Below are 1,112 nucleotides of genomic sequence, written 5' to 3'. Positions count from 1 at the left end.
ATAGGTGTTGTACTGTTAAGGAGATGTTTTTGATCACTTCTCGACTCTATTTCCAAGCGCCTATTTAGCCGTATGTGATAGAATTATGACTCCTACCCTGCGTGCTGAGTCTCTGATTTAGTTCACTATAATATAGTCATGATGAGTGTTTTGAGTTCTGAGAATGAAGAAGTATGAATTAGTTGTTCAAGATATTGTTAGCAAGATCTGCCAGAACAGCATCAACCATAAACTCCCAGCAGAAAGAGAGCTCTCAGAGATCTATGGGTTGTCTCGATTTACGATTCGTAAGGCTTTAGCCAAGCTCGAAGCGATCGGCATGGTCAAATCTAAAGTCGGCTCGGGCTACTTTGTGAATACCGCACTTATCGGCTCTCCTACAAAAAAATTCAGCTTAATAAAGCCCTACCGGATCAGCACGAGCAGCAGATATTTTCACTTACAGACAGTGAGTATATTTGGAAGATTAGACGCTTAAGATTGATCAACAATAAAGTCGTTCAAATAGAAGAAGCAAAAATACCCGTTCGAGTATTTCCCGATATGAATGCGGATATCATCGAAAGCTCAATCCAAAAACACGCCTTATCAATCGGGCTTGAAATAGATAGCTACCTCACCACTTATCAGGCGGTCAATGTCTCTAAAGATGATGCGGAATTACTCGGCTGTAAGAAAAACGCTGCGGCAATGAATATTACCAACCGAGGCTTCTTAACGTCAGGTGAGCTGTTTATCGTTAGCGACATCATTGATATTAACTATCAATGCACCTATCACACGCCATTTAACAGCGAAAGTATGAGTTACCGAGACAAAAAGTAACGATGTCGAGACGAGATTCAGCAGTTATGAGTAGTCATAAACAAATAAGCCGTAGCCACGAATAAACAAGCAGTAGCCACAAATAAAACAACCCGCTCAATAGCGGGTTGTTTTTATTCTTAAGTAACGACAGTTTAGAATTCGTAGTACAGGCGTACACGAGCACCAAAGTCGTCATCCTCTGAGAATAAAGACAACCCGCTATTGAGCGGGTTGTTTTATTTGTGGCTACTGCTTGTTTATTCGTGGCTAAGGCTTATTTGTTTATGACTACTGATAACTGCTGA

General features: G+C 40.8%; 1 pseudogene. It reads left to right on the top strand.

Annotation, left to right across the window (positions count from 1 at the left end):
- Window positions 1-163 precede the first annotated feature (163 nt).
- Window positions 164-825, top strand: a pseudogene (locus KIV40_RS31685) (GntR family transcriptional regulator).
- Window positions 826-1,112 lie beyond the last annotated feature (287 nt).

The organism is Vibrio sp. D173a, assembly GCF_030248475.1.
The sequence above is the reverse complement of the archived record's forward strand: the minus strand, read 5'-3'. Positions and strand labels throughout refer to the sequence as shown.